This window comes from Rhizobium leguminosarum (genome assembly GCF_019798305.1).
GTDB classification, from domain to species: Bacteria; Pseudomonadota; Alphaproteobacteria; order Rhizobiales; family Rhizobiaceae; genus Rhizobium; species Rhizobium leguminosarum_U.
Genome location: NZ_JAAXDD010000028.1, coordinates 1 through 16,176 on the forward strand (window position 1 = coordinate 1; position 16,176 = coordinate 16,176).

Below are 16,176 nucleotides of genomic sequence, written 5' to 3' on the forward strand. Positions count from 1 at the left end.
GTCAGCCAGAAGAAGAATGGTCATGATGATGGCTCCTGTTCCAAGCTGATTACAGCACGCCGGCTTCGTTTTTGAGCTTGTCGATCAGTTCGGCGACCGACTTGACCTTGACGCCGGCCTTGCGGCCGGAGGGCTCCTCGGTTTTCAAGACCTTGAGGCGCGGCGTGGTGTCGACACCGAAGTCGCCGGGCGTTTTCTTGTCGAGCGGCTTCTTCTTCGCCTTCATGATATTAGGCAGCGAGGCATAACGCGGTTCGTTCAAGCGCAGATCGGTGGTGACGACCGCCGGCAGCTTGATCTCGATCGTCTGCAGGCCGCCATCGACTTCGCGGGTGACGGTTGCTTTGCCCCCAGGACCAGAGGCTTCGATCTCGATCTTCGAGGCGAAGGTCGCTTGGGCAATTCCCATCAGTGCCGCCAGCATCTGGCCGGTCTGGTTGCTGTCGTCATCGATCGCCTGCTTGCCTGATATGATCAGCCCTGGCTGTTCGGCATCGGCGACAGCCTTGAGGATCTTGGCAACCGTGAGCGGTTCGACTTGATCGTCGGTCTCGACCAGGATCGCCCGATCGGCACCCATCGCAAGGGCGGTCCGTAGCGTCTCCTCGGCCTTGGCAGGACCGATCGAGACGACGACCACTTCCTCGCACTTGCCGGCTTCCCTCAGCCGCAGCGCCTCTTCCACCGAGATCTCGTCGAACGGGTTCATCGACATCTTCACATTGGCAAGCTCGACACCAGTGCCGTCCGGCTTCACCCGGATCTTCACATTATAGTCGACAACCCGTTTGACTGGGACGAGTATCTTCATGGGGTCCTTCCTTCAGGAGAAACTGGCTTCGGAGACTTTTTTAGAAAATGCGCGTTCGGGCGCCGCTCCGATTGTCGAATGGCGACATGGATACGCGCTTTTCCTCCAAATTCAACGCTTCCATGACGCCGGCAGGCGATTTGCCTCGGCAATATACGAACGTTTACGTTCACGTCAATATTGTCGTCACTGACGACCCCAGGGAAATCGCTGTGCCGTCCGCCCATCCGTACCGGCCGCGATGGCCGGGCCGGCGCCCGGGTCGTTTCTGACGGCGCGAGGCGTGACGATCTGCCGGTCGAAGAGCGGCACACCATGCCGGCGCAACACGAGGATCAGGAAAGCCCCGGCAAGGATGCCGCCGACATGCGCGCCCCAGGAAACGTCGCCGTCAGGTGTGATCGCCAGCATGAAAAATTGCTGCCCGATCCACAGAAGCAGCGGCACGAAGGCTGGCAGGGGCAACGGCACACGGAAAAACACCAGCACCCAGACCCGGACGCGCGGATGCAGCATCACATAGGCGGCAACGACGCCGGAGACCGCCCCCGATGCGCCGACCAGCGGTGCTTCCGAGGTCATAGTCAGCAGCCCGTGGCAGAGCGCGCCGGCGGCCGCGCAAACGAGATAGAAAATCAGGAAGCGCAGATGCCCCATCGCATCCTCGACATTGTCGCCGAAGACCCAGAGGAAGATCATGTTGCCGGCGAGATGCCAGAAGCCGGTGTGGACGAAGGCATAGGTGAGGTAAGTCAGCGGCTCCGGCACGATTTCGAGCCCCTGCGCCAGCACCGCGTGGCCGAAGGCGATCGCCGGGATATAGCCGAGCCCGACGGTTGTCGCCTGGGCTGCCTGCTCACTTTCTAGGCTGGTCAAAAGCCAGGCCGCTATATTCAGTGCGATCAGTGCGAGCGTCACCCACTGAACCTTGATATGTTTCAGCGTGTTGGCATCGTGAAGTGGTATGAACATAAAGGCCCCCGGGCGATCGTGATCGCGGTTAGCCTATCTGTTTTTTCCCGGAACCCAAAGCACATCCGCATGACCCCGGTCGTTTGCATGACGTGCGGCGACGAAGAGGAAATCGGAGAGCCGGTTGACATATTTCATCGCCGGCTCGCCGATGATTTCGCCGTCGGTGCGGGCAAGCGCCACCATCAAACGTTCGGCGCGCCGCGCAATCGTGCGGGCAAGATGCAGATGGGCGGCGGCCGGGCTGCCGCCTGGCAGGATGAAGGATTTCAGCGGCTCCAGACCGGCGTTCAGCTGGTCGATGTCGTGCTCGACGCGGCCAACCTGCGTCTCGGCGACCCGCAGCGGCTCGTAGGCCGGCGGCTCACCGGTGTCAGGGGTGGCGAGATCGGCGCCGAGATCGAAGAGGTCGTTCTGGATCGACATCAGCATGGCGTCGAGGTCAGGCAAGCCGGCCGTGTACAGCCGCGCCAAGCCGATCGCGGAATTGGCCTCGTCGATCGTGCCGTAGGCCTCGACGCGCAGATCGTCTTTGAGCCGGCGCGGGCCGGACACCAGCCCAGTGGTGCCGTCATCGCCCGTTTTCGTGTAGATCTTGTTGAGCTTGACCACGGTTTCCTCCTTGAATCGCGATCAGGTCGGGCGGCCACCGCCGGTCAGCCAGAGCGTCAGCATGATCAGGATGACGGCGATCGCCTGCAACAGCACACGAAGCTGCATCAGCTTGTTGGAACGGTTGGCATCGCCGCCCTTCATCATGTTGAATAGACCGCGGATCAGGACGAGGGCGACGACGCCCATGACGATGATCGCGAGGATATAGGTGACCGTGGACATGGCATTCAGCTTTCTCAGTCAGTCCATCCAGCGCATCAGGCGGTAGAAGAGGTCTGCTGGAAGCAGCCGCTTCAGGAACATGCCCTGCTTGGCCGGAGTCGTTACGGGATAATGTGGCCTCGGATTTTTCGAGTTCAATGCGTGTTTCAATACGGAATAGACCGCTTCCGGGCCGAGTTTGTGGCGGTTGACCGGCCCCGATCCGTCGAGCCTTGCCAGTTGCCTGATGTAATCGACCGCGTGCGGCGAATTCTCGAGGTCGATATGCTCCTTGATCTTTGCGAGCGCATTGGCGGTGAACCGCGTGGCGATCGGTCCCGGCTCGATCAGGCTCACATGGATGCCGCTGCCCTGCAGTTCCATGCGCAGGGTGATGCTGAGGCCTTCCAGCGCGAACTTGGAAGCGGTGTAGGCGCCGCGATAGCGATAGGGGACGACGCCGAGGATCGAAGAGCATTGCACGATCCGCCCCTCTCCGCGTTTGCGCATCGGCGGAATGACCTGCCGCGTCAGCTCATGCCAGCCGAAGAAATTCGCCTCGAACTGTGCGCGCAGCGCTGCCGTCGACAGATCCTCGACGGCGCCCGGCTGGCCATAGGCGCCGTTATTGAAGAGCGCGTCGATGCGACCGCCGCTGCGTTCCAGAACCGCGCCGACCAGGTCGGAAATCGTCTCGGTCCTCGCATAATCCATCAGGAAGGCTTCGATGCCTTCCGCTACCAGCCCCTTGAGATCATCCGGCTTGCGCACCGTCGCGAAGACACGCCAGCCATCGGTTTTCAGCGCCCGTGCGCAATGAGCGCCGATACCGGACGAACATCCGGTCACGACGATGGTGCGCTGCTCCGCCATGGAATGATTCCTGTACAAAATGGGACTCGTTTCCCATATTCGGCCAGAGGATACAATCTGGAAAGCCGAGACGGAATGCTGAAGGTGCTGCGCACGATCTACGACGTGGTCTATGACGCGATCTGTCACATGGTCGAGGACGACGGCTTCGCCATGGCAAGCCACGTGGCGCTGTCGAGCCTGCTTGCGGTTTTCCCCTTCCTGATCTTCGGCACCGCGCTTGCAAGCTTTCTCGGCGCCGATCAGTTTTCCTCGACCGCCATCCATCTGATCTTCGACACCTGGCCCGAGGCGATCGCCAAGCCGCTGGCTGACCAGGTGCTGCAGGTGCTGACCATTCCGCGCGGCGGGCTGCTGACGATCTCGGTTCTGGCAGCCGCCTATTTCGCCTCGAACGGCGTCGAGGCGCTGCGCATCTCGCTCAATCGCGCCTATCGGGTGCAGGAAACACGGCCCTGGTATTTCACCCGTCTCTTCAGCCTCGGCTACGTGTTGATCGCGGTCATCATCTTTGCGGCGATCAGCATTCTGCTCGTCGCCCTGCCGCTGGCACTCGATTATTCCAGGAAATGGTTTCCGCTATTTGCCGAAACGCTCGACATCGTCTTCAGCTGGCGCATCTACGGCACGCTGGTGGTTCTGACGGTCGGACTGCTGGTCATGCATCTCTGGCTGCCGGCCGGCAAACGGCGGGTCTTCGATGTCATTCCGGGCGTCTTGCTGACGCTGCTTCTCTGGCTCGCCGGCGCGCTGATCTTCGCCTATTACCTTGCGACCTTCGCGAATTATACGGCAACCTATGCCGGTCTCGCCTCCGTCATGATCGTGCTGATCTTCCTCTACATGGTCGGCGTCATCTTCATCATCGGGGCGGAGATCAATGCGGCGCTGATCAAGTTTCGCGTCTTCCGGATGTTTTCCCATACGCTTTCGATCGTCGGCAGAGAGCGTGTCGAAAGGCCATCAGAGCCCGACAAGGCGGCGAATATCCGCCCCTGACATGCCTTGGGCGCGCAATTCGCCAAGCCCGGTGTCGCCCTCGCTTTTCGAAAGCTTGCGGCCGTCGGCGCCGAGAATGAGACGGTGATGGTGATAGACCGGCTGCGGCAGGCCGAGCAGCACCTGCAATAACCGATGCACCGATGTCGCGTGGAAGAGGTCGAGCCCACGCACGACATGGGTGACGCCCTGCAGCGCATCGTCGACGACCACGGAAAGATGATAGCTCGATGGCGCATCCGACCGCGACAGGATGACGTCGCCCCAGACGTCAGGTTCTGCGGCAATCTCGCCTGTCCTGCCGTCGCCGGTTTCCGTCCAGAACAGCAGCTCGCCGATCAGGTCGAGCGCTTTGCGCATATCGAGTCGCCAGGCATGTTTCTTTCCCGAGGTCAGCAGGTCCTGCCATTCGTCTGCCGGGCGTTCGCGATCACCGGCGGGATAATGCGGCGTGCCGTCGGGATCGCGCGGCCAGGATTCACCCGCCGCCTCGTAGGCAGCGACGCGCGCCTTCACCTCGCCGCGCGTCAGAAAGGCGGGATAGACCAGCCCGCGCCCGATCAGCGCATGCAGCGCCGCCTGATATTCGGGGAAATGGTCCGACTGGCGCCGCACCGGCCTTTCCCAGCTGATATCAAGCCATTCGAGATCGCTGAAGATGCCGTCCTCGAACTCCGGCGTGCAGCGCGTCTGGTCGATATCCTCGATACGCAGCAGCAAGCGGCCTTGTTCGGCCTCCGCCATGTCGCGGTTCAGCAGAGCCGAGAGGGCATGGCCGAGATGCAACGGTCCGTTGGGGCTCGGCGCAAAACGAAAGACAGGTTTTTGACGCTCACTCGTGGTCATGCTTTCTTCTGCCATGGATTCGAATTTTGAACCACTGCGAGGCAAAGTGCAGATCATCCGCAACGAAGACGATGTCAGGCAGGGGCTCGAAGCGCTGCTTCGCCTTGATCCGCGTCTTGCACCGATCGTCGCGGAGGCCGGGCCCATTCCGCTGCGGCTGCGCGAACCCGGCTTTGCCGGCCTTGCCCATATCATCGTCTCGCAGATGGTGTCGCGCGCCAGCGCCGACGCGATCTGGCGGCGCATGCTGCCGGCGGATGGTCTTTTGACTGCCGAAGGCTACGTGCTGCTTCACGCCGACGCATGGCGCGAATTCGGCTTGTCGCGCGCCAAGGCCGAGACGCTGTCGCGGATTGCCGAAGCGGTCGCCTCCGGCCGCCTCGATCTCTCCGGGCTCTGCCTGAAGCCGCCAGGCGACGCACTTGGCGAACTCACCGCGCTGAAAGGCGTCGGTCCGTGGACGGCGGAGGTCTATCTGATGTTTTGCGGCGGCCATGCCGATGTTTTCCCGGCCGGCGATGTCGCGCTGCAGAATGCCGTCAGGGCGGCTTTCGGTCTTGCAGCACGGCCGCCGGCAAAGGCGCTGACCCGGCTTGCGGAAGTCTGGTCGCCGTGGCGTTCGGTGGCGGCACGGCTTTTCTGGGCCTATTACGCCACGAAAATGCGCCGTGACATGGTGCCGATCGGCTGATCGGCAACACTCTTCAAATTGCCTTTATCCTCTGAATTTATTGGACTTCACAATCCTGTAACAACCGGCCTAATATACAGGTGCAGATGCCGAATCGATCAGGAGAGTCCCTTGACGATTGCAGTCTCCCCACAGGCCCTGCCAGCGCTCGTCCTGAACGCTGACTACCGGCCACTGAGTTATTACCCCTTGTCGTTGTGGTCCTGGCAGGACGCGATCAAGGCGGTATTTCTCGACCGTGTGAACATCATTGCAGAATATGAACATTCGGTTTCCTCGCCGAGTTTTTCGATGCGGCTTCCGAGTGTCGTGTGCCTGAAGACTTACGTTCAGCCGTCCCGCAATCCCGCCTTCACCCGGTTCAACGTCTTCCTGCGCGACCGGTTCGAGTGCCAGTATTGCGGCGCTGATGACGACCTGACCTTTGACCACGTCATCCCGCGCGCCCATGGCGGCGAGACTACCTGGGAGAATGTCGTGGCAGCCTGCTCGCCCTGCAATCTGCGCAAGGGTAGCAAGCTTCCGAAGCAGGCAGGCATGTTCCCGGCGCAGAAGCCCTACCAGCCGACGGTACAGGATCTGCACAATAACGGCCGGCTGTTCCCGCCAAACTATCTGCATCAAAGCTGGCTCGACTATCTCTACTGGGATACCGAACTGCAGCCCTGATCGAACGGCCTACAGCGTCGCGCGTCTTTTCAGAGGCACAAAAGACGCTGTACATTTCGGTTTCCTGCATAATTTATGCAGTGGCGGCCTTGTGAACGCCGACAAAGGCGAAGGCCGCAAGCAGAATTCCGGCAATCACATTCCAGCCGGCAAAAGACAGGCCGAGCACGCGAAGCGCCGCATCGGTACAGGACGGGCCCTTGATGGTGTTGAGCTCACCGAGCAGATCACCGGCATTGGTCGTCATGCTGCTTGCCGTGGTCGAGCAAGTGGCCGGGCCGGGCCAGAAATGCCATTCGACCCCTGCGTGATAGACACCCATGCCTGCCGTCACCAGCATCAGCATGCCGGCCGCGAGAATGAGCGCCCGGGTGATCCAGTTCGGCAGTCCGACGAGTTCGGAGATTGCGGCCAGGATCGCGATCGGGATGGCGTAATAATAGGGCTGACGCTGCAACAGGCAGAGCGCGCAAGGGATATAGCCGCCGATATACTGGAAGCCGAGCGCCGTTCCGATCGCTGCCGCCATGCCGATGGCGAGCAACAGGGAATAAATAAAGCCGGGGCGGGCGAGCGGCGAGGAAGGGGCAGTCATGGCAGGGCTCCGCGAAATTGGCTCAGTGGGCAAACAGTTTATAAGCGATTCCGAGTGTGATGAGGACGCCTGCACCGATGCCGACGATCTGACCAAGGCGTTTCTCGACGAAGTGGCGGATCGGCTCACCATATCGACGAAGCAGCCACGCCAAAAGCAGGAACCGAGCACCACGAGCTATGATGGCGGAGATAACGAAGAAGCCTAGATTCATGCCAATGACGCCAGCCATAATGGTCACGACCTTAATCGGCGGAAGGTGTGCCAAGCCGGAAGTCACTAGCAATAGTAACAGGATTTCCCATTCGCCGTGGATCGCGCTTCGCAATTGTTCGAAATCATCGAATTTGTTGTAGAACTCAAGAACTGGTCTGGCGATTGCGTCATAAGCGTAATAGCCGAGCGCCCAGCCGGCGATGCCGCCGAGCACGGAGGCGACAGTCGCAATTAGCGCATAGCGATAGGCGCGTTCCGGCTTGGCAAGCGCCATCGGCAGGAAGAGCACATCGGCGGGGACGAGAAAGACGGAGCTTTCGACGAAGGCGATGACGGCGAGCCAGACTTCGGCCGATTTGCGCGAGGCCAAAGACATGGTCCAGTCGTAAAGTCTGCGGAGCATTCCGTTTCCTTCCTGTTGCGGTGCAAAAAAGCTTTAGGGACCATGCGCGGCGCTGTAAATGCTCGCCCGTGTCCTTCTTGCCACCGCGGTCCAAAAATTTTCGTGATGCGGGCCATCGGCGCCTCTCCCAAGATTTCACGGGATTGCGAATCGGCCATTCTGCGGCAAGCTAATTTGGGGTCGACGTGCAGGGTGGCATGAGGATGTTCAAAGTGATCGAAGGCGGCCGTGGACAGTCCGTGCAAATGGATGACCGGTCCGCAGAGGGGCGTGGACCAAGCAAAGACGACGTGCGCCGGGAGGCTGCGCGACGGATCAGCGAGAGCGGTTATCATCTGTCCCGCATCCGGGAATTCGCGACCGGCGTGCCCATGCTGGCGTCTCTCAAACACTTGTCGCTGCAGATCGACTTCGCAGCCGAGGCGTTGTCACGGCTCGATCCGATCCCGGAGGATTTCTGCGCCGACGGTTATTGGCCGGCGGGCTGAGGCAATCCCGATACGGCGCCGCGCGTCTGGGGATTTAATCCCTACGCCTGCGGAACAACGGCTTTGGCGCATGGTTTCTTTCTCATGACCAACAAAATCCCGAGGAGGATATTCCCATGCCGATGAAACTTGCTGCAGTCTCGCTGCTCGCCCTTGGCATGGCGACGGCAGCTTTCGCACAGAGCAACCCGCCGCAGGCTCCGACCAACAGCGGCGCCAACACGCCGAGCAGCTCAGAATATAACAGCACCGGCAACAGCGGCAGCGGCACGACGGTACCACTGGATCCGAATGCGACGAACAGCACGACGAACAATGGCTCCGGCAGTTCGATGAACACGCCGATGAACAAGGCGAATTGCCCGGATCAGCCGAGCGGCAATTCACTTCAGACGCAAGGCGGCAACAGCGGTACGACGACCAGCGAAGCCTGCCCTGACAAGTAGTCCATTATTTGCCGAAACGCCGCAGCTCCGTCCGGGAGCTGCGGCTTTCGTTTCAGGATAGATCCATCGACTTTTCCCATTGCTGACGCAGAACGTTCATTTCCGTCCGCTTCTGGGCCATTTCGCTAACGGCGGCCCGCAGATGTGGATGGTGCGACATGAACATGTTGAAGTCGCGCCGTTCGAGCACTTCGAACTGGCAGAAATCGACGGCGATGACGTCGGCGGTGCGTCGTGCGCCAGTCAGCAGCGCCATTTCCCCAAAGAAGGCGCCCGGCTCCAGACGGATAGCGCCGCTGGCGAGCCGCACTTCCACCGCACCGGACGAGATGAAATACATGCTGTCGCCGCGGTCGCCGCGGCGGATGACGCGTTCGCCGGGCGGCGCGGATTTCGCCTTGAAGAGCAGCAGCAGCTCCTCCTGCGCGTCCTCGTTGACTTGGGAGAACAGCGGGAAAGTCTCGATCAGCTGCTGCATCTTCAATTGATGCTGGCGCTCGCGCTCGTCGCCGAGCGCCCTGATCTTTTCCAGTTCCTTTCCGAGCGCCTTCTGCCTGCTCCTGCCATAGCTTTCCCAGAGGGAGGGCCATTTCGAGTGGATGTATTTCTTCAGGCCGTCGGTTGCAAAGATCACAATCGGGTTGAGTGTGATCGACAGGATCGCGGCAGCGAGGATCAGATCCTGGCCCTCATGCGGCAGGAGCCCGAGCGAGACGCCGAGGCCGGCGAGGATGAAGGAAAACTCGCCGATCTGGGCGAGGCCGCCGGCCAACGTCAACCCCATGCTGATCGGATATCGCAGCAGCATGACGATGAGGAAGGTGATGATGCCTTTTCCCAGGATCACGAGCGCCAGCGCGCCGATCACGGCCAACGGCTGACGCACTAGGATCGAGGGGTCGAAGAGCATGCCGACGGAGACGAAGAACAGCACGGAGAAGGCATTCTGCAACGGCAGCGAGTCGGCCGCCGCCCTGTGGCTGAGCTGGGATTCGCTCATGACGACGCCAGCGAAAAAAGCGCCGAGCGCAAAGGAGACGCCGAAGATCGCCGCCGAACCGAAGGCGATGCCGAGCGCGATCGCCAGCACCGTCAGCGTAAAGAGTTCGCGCGAGCCGGTGCGGGCGATCAGCGTCAGCAGCCAGGGCACAATGCGAGGGCCGAGGAAGATCGCCATGGCGGCAAAGGCCACCACCTTCAGCAGCGTCAGGCCGATCGTCAGCACCAGCGGCAGCTCACCGAGGCCGTGGTTGATAGTATCGCTGGCGTTGCCACCCAGAAGCTCTGCCAGCGCCGGCAGCAGCACCAGCGCCAGCACCATCACCAGATCCTCGACGATCAGCCAGCCGACCGCGACGCGTCCGCTTGCCGCGTTGACGAGATTGCGCTCCTCCAGCGCCTTCAAGAGCACGACGGTGCTTGCCACCGACAGGCTGAGGCCAAGGACGATGCCGGCGCCGAGGCTCCAGCCCCAGAGTTTGCAAAGGCCGATGCCCAACAGGGTGGCGAAGATAATCCGCCCGATCGCGCCAGGCACGGCGATGCCGCGCACGGCGAGCAGGTCGGAGGCGGAAAAATGCAGGCCGACGCCGAACATCAGAAGGATGACGCCCATCTCGGCGAGCTGGCCGGCAAGAGCGGTATCGGCGACGAAGCCCGGCGTGAACGGCCCCATCAGGATGCCGGCCATCAAATAACCGACGAGCGGCGGCAGCCGAAGCCGGTCGGCCGCATAGCCCAGGATCGCCGCGAAAACGAAACTGACGGCGACCGTCGCGATAAGTCCTACTTCCTGATGCACGTCCGCCCTCTCTTGTGATAGCGGCGGCCACTTTGGACGAAGCGCAAGCAAAATTAAACAGTTGATTTGGGGGATGGGCTACTGTTCGGGCTTTCGTTCTCAGTGCTGGCTGGTGTGGCGCAGACGTCGTCCGCGGCGCGGTCGGGCCGTCACCGATGTTGGAACCACTTGCGTCTTGCCTCGTTGCCCTTTCATCAAGAAAGGAGAAACGACATGCGGAAGATGATCTTGAACTGTACTGTGGCGGCTCTTGCCGCTTGCTCGTTTGCAGCGCCTGTTCTTGCCGACAGCGTGTATGTGAGGGAGCGCTCTTATGACGACGGCTATCGCCATGAGCGGGTACGACCCGGCATCACAATCAGCGAACGTGGCGTCACTTTCGGTGCCGTGCGCGAGCGTGAGCACCGCCGCTATCGCGATAATGGCTGCGAAACCAGGAGCGTCACCCGACAGACCGAGGAAGGCGAGGTCACCAGGACTGTCCGACGCTGCAATTAACGAAAAAATATGCGATAAGCACGAAGCCCGGTTCCAACGAGCCGGGTTTTCGCCTTTCGTGGTACGAATATCTCAATGCGGTGGTGAAAGTCGTCTGTCGGTGTTATGAGCACGCCTTTGGTAACAGCGCGTTCCCAGCGCAAACACCGCCCGCACAGGATCTTTTAGTATGATTGAGCTTACGCCGTCCCAGATCGCCGCACTTAAACTCGCCAGGGATGGAGACCTTTATCCTCAGCCGGCCAATAAATGGACGCACGAGAACGCGACAGTGACTTACGCAAAAACTGACCGGTGGAAAGAGCGGCCTCAGAAAATAAAGTCGGTCACTGCCAAGACGTTGGGCGAGTTGAAGGAGCCGGGTTTTCTCGAAAGGCGGCACCTGGATGACGACGCATCAAAAGACGTCTACGGCATCACGATGGCCGGCAAAATGTGGCTGCTGAAGAACAAGTAGTTTAGCTTAGCCGCTGAGTATTTTCACAAGCCCCCCAGCCTAACGAGATATGAGGGCCTCATATCTGACTTTTCGGGAGGGACTTGAGATCGCCGCCAGAGCGACCTTGGCCAATAAGAATTGTATCGGGTACGGGCGGGGGCGGCGTCGTCTTTCGCTGGCGCACAGCCGCCAGCGCCGGCGCCCCATCACGCCCAAGCCTTTCACAGTGGCTTTGGTTCGGAATTATGTGGCCTCACCTGCCTGCGCGCAAAGCCATGCGCAGAGCTGCCGCGGCGCCTGGCGCGCGTCATTGGCGCGCATGAGCGCAAAATGCCAGGCCGGCCCGCTCAGCACGTAGGGGAACGGCGCGATCAACCGGCCCTCGGTCAAAAGCGGCCGAAACAGCGATGGCGACAACAGCGCCACACCCACGCCTGCCAGCGCCGCATTGGCATCCAACTCGTGCGTGGGGTAATCGACCGCCAAAAAGCGCAAACCCTGCGGGGTCGCGCATTGAGCCTCCTTAAACCATTGCTCCCAATCAGGGTGCGGCAAAAGCTCAAAGTCAGCCAGCGCCTCCGGCGCGGCAAGCGTCCGCGTTCCAAGCAGGGAAGGCGACAGCATCGGCGTCACTTCTACGGGAGCGAGCCGATATTCTTCCAGCCCGGCCCATCCACCGCGACCCGTCCTTATGGCGACGTCGAATGCGCCCGTGTCACGTATTTCCGCCGAGACGTCGACCTCGATGACGGAAGCTCCAGGCGTAGGATAGCGCGCCAGACGCGGTGCAAGCCAGCGTGACGCAAAGGTCGGCGGCGCCGTGAGCCTGAGTGGCGGCGTCGCCGCCTGAAATTCTGCGAGCGCCTCACCGATCCCGGTTAATGCCTCCCGAACCCGATATGCCAGAACGGAGGCGGCGCCCGTCGGGACCACTCGCCGACCGGCGCGAATAAATAGCGGCTGACCGAGCTCAGCCTCCAGAGTGCGAATACGAAGGCTGACCGCCGCCGGCGTCAGAAACAAGCGTTCGGCTGCGCGCGCGAAGCTGCCGGCCGAGACACAGGCTTCCAAAACGCGCAGAGACTCCAATGACGGCCGCATGATCAGCTTCCCTTCACGATCAATTTGTCTTGTGGTGACGACAAGCAAAGCACGTTTTGAAGGCGGAATGCCCTGGTGCAATTTGGGGGAGCCAAGAATAGGAGATTTACTGTGTCCCTGCAATCTCAGCACCTGTTTACACTCTTTATGAACCAAAGGGGAGGTTCTTGTCTTGGACGCAGTGTACCCTGGGCATGAAGCGAGCGTTCATGATATTCTCGAGCTAGCATCGCATTACCGAGCGGCCGCGATTTTGCTTGGGGAATGCTCTCCTCGGGGCAAACCGCTGTCGCACGCTCCGCGCCGGTTTCTGGCCCTCCACTCGATCGAGCTCTACCTGAATGCGTTTCTGCTCGCCAAGGGGCGTGACCCTAAGATGATCCGCGGCCTCCAGCACAACATTGGCGAGCGATCGCGATGGGCGAAGGAAGCCGGCCTAATCTTCCGAAAGCGGACGGAGGAACACTTGGCGACGCTGTCCAGGGAATACCTCGTCACACGATACGGTCCTGAAATGACCGCCACGCTGTCGCAGGTGAACCGAGTGATGGCAACGCTCGAAGAGTTGTCGCAGAAGGTGAGGAAGGTCATAGGCGTAGATAAGTCGAACAACGGGGAAACCGCCGATCCAAACCTGTGAGCATCGGCGATTCGTGCGATTGCCCCTTGATGGAATCACACGATTCAAACTTCATGACCGCCCGAGACACCGGTTGCTGGAAGGAAACCTATGAGCTTAGGACTGCATAAAGAGGATCTGCTGGCCCTTAACCCAGACATGCGCGCCTTCGCCCTGGTTGGGGCGTTCATGGGATTCTTCGCACTGATGGAATCGGGCATCAATGAGGCTCTTGGTGAAGTGCTCGAGGCAAAGGGCGCAAAGGCGGCCATAATTACCCGGAACATGACCTTTAACGATAAGATTAAGACGCTCAGAACATTAGTTCACTACTTCATCACAGACGAACAAAAGGCCGCCGAATTCGATGAACTCGCGAGACGTGCCAAAAAATTCGGAGAGATGCGAAATATCGTTGCCCACACGGCGTTTCGAGGAAGCTCCAAATCCGACGGGGTTGAATTTTTCACGATGGAAGCGAGCAGCAAGTTACGCTTTCCCGAAACGGACTGGTCGATAGACGAATTCCTCAAGCACATCGACACCATCAACGCGATCGACGACGGGCTTCGCTCTATCGAAAGCAGAATGTCATTGCAGCGCGTCGCTAGGGCCCTCATGGAAAAGCCCAAGGGAGCGCTCGGTGGTCTTTTCGGTCTGGGGGCGCAGTTTACGGAAGAAGAAGGTGCCGGGGGCCTCGGGCTTCTATAGCTCCTGGTGGCTAGCCTCCTTGGTGGCGCGCATGAACCGCTGAGCTTGGCTACGGGTGATCCCGCTCTTCTCTTCCACCCATGGCCCGAAGTGACCATGTGGCAGCTTGTCCTTGATGGCGAGCAGCTCCCGCCCGAGTTCGATCATTTTCTCCTTGGGAACGTGCTCACCGGGCCGGGGCAGTCGCCGGAGCTGTTGCCGCGCCTCGACGGGACGCTCCATGAGATACGGGCATGTGAGGCGATTGTGGGCATCCCACGCCGCGCGCTTCTGTTCGGGAGTTAGCGACTTGAACTGCTGGACGGTCATGCCAAGGCCGAACGCCATCGGAGCAAAGTCCCGGTTCGGACCAGGCCTCATGCCTGAGCCGCACGATCTGCCAGCTATTCAGGTGGCGCATGACACCCACGCCTTCGACCTCGATTTCCGTTAAAGCCACGACCAATTAGCGGCTCGCCATGACTTGGAGGACGGTTCTGCGAACGTCATCCGCTATGGCCTGGCGGGACTTCTGATCGCCCAAATTGCCGTGGGGCTGATGAACAAGGATTTGGAACACGAATAGAACCGATCAAATACGGAACAAAAGTGTCCAGCTTTTCAGAAGGGTAAAAGTTTTCTGGACATTTAATGGAAAAAATTCGATGAAATCAATGAATACTTAAGAGAGTGGTGCCCCATGCCGGAGTCGAACCAGCACTTCTTTCGAAACTCGATTTTGAGTCGAGCGCGTCTACCAATTCCGCCAATGGGGCAACGGATACGAACGGGCGGCTGTCTAACATGCGAGCGCCCGGACGCGCAAGACGGGCAAGCGAAGTTATCGGACTGATCCGGCAGAGAGATCCGGCCTCGCTTCGAGGCCGGATCCTGTCTGATATCAATGGGCGGCGGCCGGTGCGGGATTGCTCAGGCCGGACTTCTTCAGCGTGATCGCCAGGATCGAGGCCAGCAGGCAGAAGGCGCCGGCAACGAAGAAGGCGGGCAGGTAGCTCGAAAGCTCGGTGCGCGAGAGGCCGGCGCCATAGGCGGCGGTTGCGGCTCCCAGCTGGTGGCCGGCAAAGACCCAGCCGAAGACGAGGCCGGTCTTTTCGCGGCCGAAGCGGTCGGCGGCGATCTTGACGGTCGGCGGCACGGTGGCAATCCAGTCGAGGCCGTAGAAGACGGCGAAGATGGAGAGGCCGTAGAAGCTGAAATCGCTGAAGGGCAGGTAGAGCAGCGACAGGCCGCGCAGGCCGTAATACCAGAAGAGCAGCCAACGATTGTCGAAGCGGTCGGACAGCCAGCCGGAACCGATGGTGCCGAAGAAATCGAAGATGCCCATGACGGCCAGCACGCTGGCCGCAGCCACCGGCACGATGCCGAAATCACCGCACAGGGTGACGAAGTGGGTTTGGATCAGGCCGTTGGTGCTGAGACCGCAGATGAAGAAGGTGGCAAAGAGGATCCAGAAGGTCGAGGTCTTCGAGATTTCCTTGAGGACGGTGATCGGCGTCATCAGCGCGGCGCCGAGGGAGGTGCTTGCCGGTGGCGGCGTCACCTGCGTTTCTCCGAAGGAGGGCAGGTTGAGATCGGCCGGCCGGTCGCGCATGAAGGCAAGCACGGCAAGGGCTGCAACCATGATCATGGCGCAGACGAAAAACACCGTCGAGCGCCAGCCGTAACGTTGCGTCAGCTCCGCCATCAACGGCAGAAAGACGAGCTGGCCGGTGGCCGAGCTTGCCGAGAGCATGCCGACGACGAGGCCGCGATGCTTGGTGAACCAGCGGGAGGAGATCGTTGCGGCGAGCACCATGGCCGTCAGACCCGTGCCGAAGCCGACGACGATACCCCAGAGCAGCAGCAGCTGCCACAGCGTCGTCATGAACAGCGAACCGACGAAGCCGGCGCCGATCAGCGCTAAGGCGAAGACAATGACCTTGCGCACGCCGAAATAGTTCATGAAGGCGGCGGCGAACGGACCCATGAAGCCGAAAAGGATCAGGCGGATCGCAAGGGCCGAGGAAATCTGCGAGGTCTCCCAGCCGAATTCGTCCTGCAGCGGCTTGATGAGAACGCCGGGTGCCCCCATGGCGCCGGCGGTGACCAGCATGGTGAGGAAGGTCGCGGCGACGACGACCCAGCCGTAATGGATGTTGCGCCGGGCAAGGGTGGAGGCAAGGGCTGTGGAAACCATGGGGCA

Annotated in this window: 21 protein-coding genes and 1 tRNA gene; 9 read left to right on the plus strand and 13 right to left on the minus strand. The window is 60.7% G+C overall.

The genetic code is table 11. The features are described from left to right. Positions 1-49 precede the first annotated feature (49 nt). From HFO99_RS31920 to HFO99_RS31940, 5 genes are all read right to left on the minus strand, one after another. Positions 50-811 (minus strand): electron transfer flavoprotein subunit beta/FixA family protein, encoded by a 762-nt coding sequence (locus HFO99_RS31920; protein ID WP_222365642.1) that lies wholly within the window; start codon positions 809-811, stop codon positions 50-52. Positions 812-997: 186 nt separating this feature from the next. Beyond that, the gene (locus HFO99_RS31925) at positions 998-1,783 is read right to left on the minus strand and encodes a rhomboid family intramembrane serine protease (protein WP_222310002.1); all 786 of its coding nucleotides are present in this window, start codon (positions 1,781-1,783) and stop codon (positions 998-1,000) included. A gap of 33 nt (positions 1,784-1,816) precedes the next feature. Continuing rightward, positions 1,817-2,395: a cob(I)yrinic acid a,c-diamide adenosyltransferase gene (locus HFO99_RS31930; protein ID WP_222365643.1), complete on the minus strand. Its 579-nt coding sequence runs from the start codon at positions 2,393-2,395 to the stop codon at positions 1,817-1,819. 21 nt (positions 2,396-2,416) lie between these two features. Continuing rightward, entirely contained in the window at positions 2,417-2,620 is a 204-nt protein-coding gene (locus HFO99_RS31935; RefSeq protein ID WP_017966362.1) for a twin transmembrane helix small protein, read from the minus strand. 18 nt (positions 2,621-2,638) lie between these two features. Beyond that, positions 2,639-3,472, minus strand: a complete 834-nt coding sequence (locus HFO99_RS31940) for an SDR family oxidoreductase (protein ID WP_222365644.1) — start codon at positions 3,470-3,472, stop codon at positions 2,639-2,641. A gap of 75 nt (positions 3,473-3,547) precedes the next feature. On the opposite strand from HFO99_RS31940, the gene HFO99_RS31945 reads away from it, so the two are divergent. Then, a complete protein-coding gene (locus HFO99_RS31945) occupies positions 3,548-4,471 on the plus strand; it encodes a YihY/virulence factor BrkB family protein (RefSeq protein ID WP_222253634.1) in 924 nt (307 codons plus the stop codon). Here HFO99_RS31945 and gluQRS read toward each other — a convergent pair. Further along, a complete protein-coding gene (gluQRS, locus tag HFO99_RS31950) occupies positions 4,436-5,317 on the minus strand; it encodes a tRNA glutamyl-Q(34) synthetase GluQRS (protein ID WP_222365645.1) in 882 nt (293 codons plus the stop codon). The genes HFO99_RS31945 and gluQRS overlap by 36 nt on opposite strands. On the opposite strand from gluQRS, the gene HFO99_RS31955 reads away from it, so the two are divergent. Next, positions 5,316-6,008 (plus strand): DNA-3-methyladenine glycosylase family protein, encoded by a 693-nt coding sequence (locus HFO99_RS31955; RefSeq protein ID WP_222365668.1) that lies wholly within the window; start codon positions 5,316-5,318, stop codon positions 6,006-6,008. The two genes, gluQRS and HFO99_RS31955, sit on opposite strands and share 2 nt — an antisense overlap. Positions 6,009-6,119: 111 nt before the next feature. Continuing rightward, positions 6,120-6,677 (plus strand): HNH endonuclease, encoded by a 558-nt coding sequence (locus HFO99_RS31960; RefSeq protein ID WP_017966367.1) that lies wholly within the window; start codon positions 6,120-6,122, stop codon positions 6,675-6,677. Between the two features lie 73 nt (positions 6,678-6,750). Here the strand turns inward: HFO99_RS31960 and HFO99_RS31965 are convergent, their stop codons facing one another. Together HFO99_RS31965 and HFO99_RS31970 are read right to left on the minus strand one after the other, a co-directional pair. After that, positions 6,751-7,272, minus strand: coding sequence for a disulfide bond formation protein B (locus HFO99_RS31965; RefSeq protein ID WP_222365646.1), 522 nt, complete (start codon positions 7,270-7,272; stop codon positions 6,751-6,753). A 22-nt stretch (positions 7,273-7,294) separates the two neighbouring features. Continuing rightward, positions 7,295-7,891 carry a YqaA family protein gene (locus HFO99_RS31970; protein WP_164579011.1) on the minus strand — a complete coding sequence of 199 codons (597 nt, stop codon included), beginning with the start codon at positions 7,889-7,891 and terminating at the stop codon, positions 7,295-7,297. 197 nt (positions 7,892-8,088) lie between these two features. On the opposite strand from HFO99_RS31970, the gene HFO99_RS31975 reads away from it, so the two are divergent. Both HFO99_RS31975 and HFO99_RS31980 read left to right on the plus strand, forming a co-directional pair. After that, on the plus strand, positions 8,089-8,379 hold the full coding sequence (locus HFO99_RS31975; protein ID WP_222365647.1) for a hypothetical protein: 291 nt from the start codon (positions 8,089-8,091) through the stop codon (positions 8,377-8,379). A gap of 116 nt (positions 8,380-8,495) precedes the next feature. Next, positions 8,496-8,825 (plus strand): hypothetical protein, encoded by a 330-nt coding sequence (locus tag HFO99_RS31980; RefSeq protein WP_222336315.1) that lies wholly within the window; start codon positions 8,496-8,498, stop codon positions 8,823-8,825. Positions 8,826-8,877: 52 nt separating this feature from the next. On the opposite strand, the gene HFO99_RS31985 is transcribed toward HFO99_RS31980, so the two are convergent. Next, positions 8,878-10,626, minus strand: coding sequence for a cation:proton antiporter (locus HFO99_RS31985; RefSeq protein WP_222365648.1), 1,749 nt, complete (start codon positions 10,624-10,626; stop codon positions 8,878-8,880). A gap of 213 nt (positions 10,627-10,839) precedes the next feature. On the opposite strand from HFO99_RS31985, the gene HFO99_RS31990 reads away from it, so the two are divergent. Next, positions 10,840-11,124 (plus strand): hypothetical protein, encoded by a 285-nt coding sequence (locus HFO99_RS31990; protein ID WP_222253642.1) that lies wholly within the window; start codon positions 10,840-10,842, stop codon positions 11,122-11,124. Positions 11,125-11,293: 169 nt separating this feature from the next. Then, positions 11,294-11,581: a hypothetical protein gene (locus HFO99_RS31995; RefSeq protein ID WP_003543268.1), complete on the plus strand. Its 288-nt coding sequence runs from the start codon at positions 11,294-11,296 to the stop codon at positions 11,579-11,581. A gap of 225 nt (positions 11,582-11,806) precedes the next feature. Here the strand turns inward: HFO99_RS31995 and HFO99_RS32000 are convergent, their stop codons facing one another. Further along, complete coding sequence (locus tag HFO99_RS32000; protein WP_222365669.1) at positions 11,807-12,664, minus strand: LysR family transcriptional regulator; 858 nt, start codon at positions 12,662-12,664, stop codon at positions 11,807-11,809. 181 nt (positions 12,665-12,845) lie between these two features. Between HFO99_RS32000 and HFO99_RS32005 the strand changes: the two genes are divergently transcribed. Together HFO99_RS32005 and HFO99_RS32010 are read left to right on the plus strand one after the other, a co-directional pair. Then, a complete protein-coding gene (locus tag HFO99_RS32005; RefSeq protein WP_315860507.1) occupies positions 12,846-13,304 on the plus strand; it encodes a HEPN domain-containing protein in 459 nt (152 codons plus the stop codon). A 90-nt stretch (positions 13,305-13,394) separates the two neighbouring features. Further along, positions 13,395-13,994, plus strand: coding sequence for a hypothetical protein (locus HFO99_RS32010; RefSeq protein ID WP_222365650.1), 600 nt, complete (start codon positions 13,395-13,397; stop codon positions 13,992-13,994). On the opposite strand, the gene HFO99_RS32015 is transcribed toward HFO99_RS32010, so the two are convergent. The 3 genes from HFO99_RS32015 to HFO99_RS32025 all read right to left on the minus strand — a co-directional run bounded on the left by HFO99_RS32015 (position 13,989) and on the right by HFO99_RS32025 (position 16,170). Continuing rightward, the gene (locus tag HFO99_RS32015; protein WP_222365651.1) at positions 13,989-14,321 is read right to left on the minus strand and encodes a DUF3102 domain-containing protein; all 333 of its coding nucleotides are present in this window, start codon (positions 14,319-14,321) and stop codon (positions 13,989-13,991) included. The genes HFO99_RS32010 and HFO99_RS32015 overlap by 6 nt on opposite strands. A 343-nt stretch (positions 14,322-14,664) precedes the next feature. Next, positions 14,665-14,749, minus strand: a tRNA-Leu gene (locus HFO99_RS32020). A gap of 125 nt (positions 14,750-14,874) precedes the next feature. Continuing rightward, a complete protein-coding gene (locus tag HFO99_RS32025; protein ID WP_222365652.1) occupies positions 14,875-16,170 on the minus strand; it encodes an MFS transporter in 1,296 nt (431 codons plus the stop codon). Positions 16,171-16,176: the final 6 nt, after the last annotated feature.

Coding starts and splice junctions, on each gene's coding strand:
- HFO99_RS31940 (WP_222365644.1), bottom strand. CDS start 3,472: ATGGCGGAGCAGCGCACCATCGTCGTGACCGGATGTTCGTCCGGTATC.
- HFO99_RS31965 (WP_222365646.1), bottom strand. CDS start 7,272: ATGACTGCCCCTTCCTCGCCGCTCGCCCGCCCCGGCTTTATTTATTCC.
- HFO99_RS31980 (WP_222336315.1), top strand. CDS start 8,496: ATGCCGATGAAACTTGCTGCAGTCTCGCTGCTCGCCCTTGGCATGGCG.
- HFO99_RS31970 (WP_164579011.1), bottom strand. CDS start 7,891: ATGCTCCGCAGACTTTACGACTGGACCATGTCTTTGGCCTCGCGCAAA.
- HFO99_RS31920 (WP_222365642.1), bottom strand. CDS start 811: ATGAAGATACTCGTCCCAGTCAAACGGGTTGTCGACTATAATGTGAAG.
- HFO99_RS31975 (WP_222365647.1), top strand. CDS start 8,089: ATGAGGATGTTCAAAGTGATCGAAGGCGGCCGTGGACAGTCCGTGCAA.
- HFO99_RS31935 (WP_017966362.1), bottom strand. CDS start 2,620: ATGTCCACGGTCACCTATATCCTCGCGATCATCGTCATGGGCGTCGTC.
- HFO99_RS32000 (WP_222365669.1), bottom strand. CDS start 12,664: ATGCGGCCGTCATTGGAGTCTCTGCGCGTTTTGGAAGCCTGTGTCTCG.
- HFO99_RS31990 (WP_222253642.1), top strand. CDS start 10,840: ATGCGGAAGATGATCTTGAACTGTACTGTGGCGGCTCTTGCCGCTTGC.
- HFO99_RS31945 (WP_222253634.1), top strand. CDS start 3,548: ATGCTGAAGGTGCTGCGCACGATCTACGACGTGGTCTATGACGCGATC.
- gluQRS (WP_222365645.1), bottom strand. CDS start 5,317: ATGACCACGAGTGAGCGTCAAAAACCTGTCTTTCGTTTTGCGCCGAGC.
- HFO99_RS32015 (WP_222365651.1), bottom strand. CDS start 14,321: ATGGCGTTCGGCCTTGGCATGACCGTCCAGCAGTTCAAGTCGCTAACT.
- HFO99_RS31995 (WP_003543268.1), top strand. CDS start 11,294: ATGATTGAGCTTACGCCGTCCCAGATCGCCGCACTTAAACTCGCCAGG.
- HFO99_RS32025 (WP_222365652.1), bottom strand. CDS start 16,170: ATGGTTTCCACAGCCCTTGCCTCCACCCTTGCCCGGCGCAACATCCAT.
- HFO99_RS31925 (WP_222310002.1), bottom strand. CDS start 1,783: ATGTTCATACCACTTCACGATGCCAACACGCTGAAACATATCAAGGTT.
- HFO99_RS32010 (WP_222365650.1), top strand. CDS start 13,395: ATGAGCTTAGGACTGCATAAAGAGGATCTGCTGGCCCTTAACCCAGAC.
- HFO99_RS31955 (WP_222365668.1), top strand. CDS start 5,316: ATGCTTTCTTCTGCCATGGATTCGAATTTTGAACCACTGCGAGGCAAA.